1 protein-coding gene is annotated in these 257 nt (G+C 43.2%); it reads right to left on the bottom strand.

Features of this window, described 5'->3' with window-relative positions; all coding sequences use genetic code 11:
• Window positions 1-68: 68 nt before the first annotated feature.
• Window positions 69-257: hypothetical protein (locus tag SB724_RS20875; RefSeq protein ID WP_410572868.1), on the bottom strand; the 189-nt coding region annotated here is incomplete at its 5' end.

Raw genomic sequence — 257 nt, 5'->3', positions numbered from 1 at the left:
GGCCATACCAGGTGTATCTCCACGTACATTAAAGTCGAGTAATTTACTGTCTACTAATTTAACCTGTTTCATATTTCAGTCCTACTTTGCCATTTGGCAAGTTTAATTCGGCTTTTTACCCCTAAACCAAGCAATGGCTCTGGTGGATTTAAACTTGGCATACCCGTTACCTGTTGAATATCATCGAGCGACTGCGATGTTGCCCCCATAACATAATCAGCAAGCAAAGTACCCGATACAGTTCCCCAAGCAACCCC

It is taken from the genome of Bacillus sp. SIMBA_031 (genome assembly GCF_046535225.1).
Classification (GTDB): domain Bacteria; phylum Bacillota; class Bacilli; order Bacillales; family Bacillaceae; genus Bacillus; species Bacillus velezensis.
This window is presented reverse-complemented; position numbering and strand designations above follow the sequence as displayed.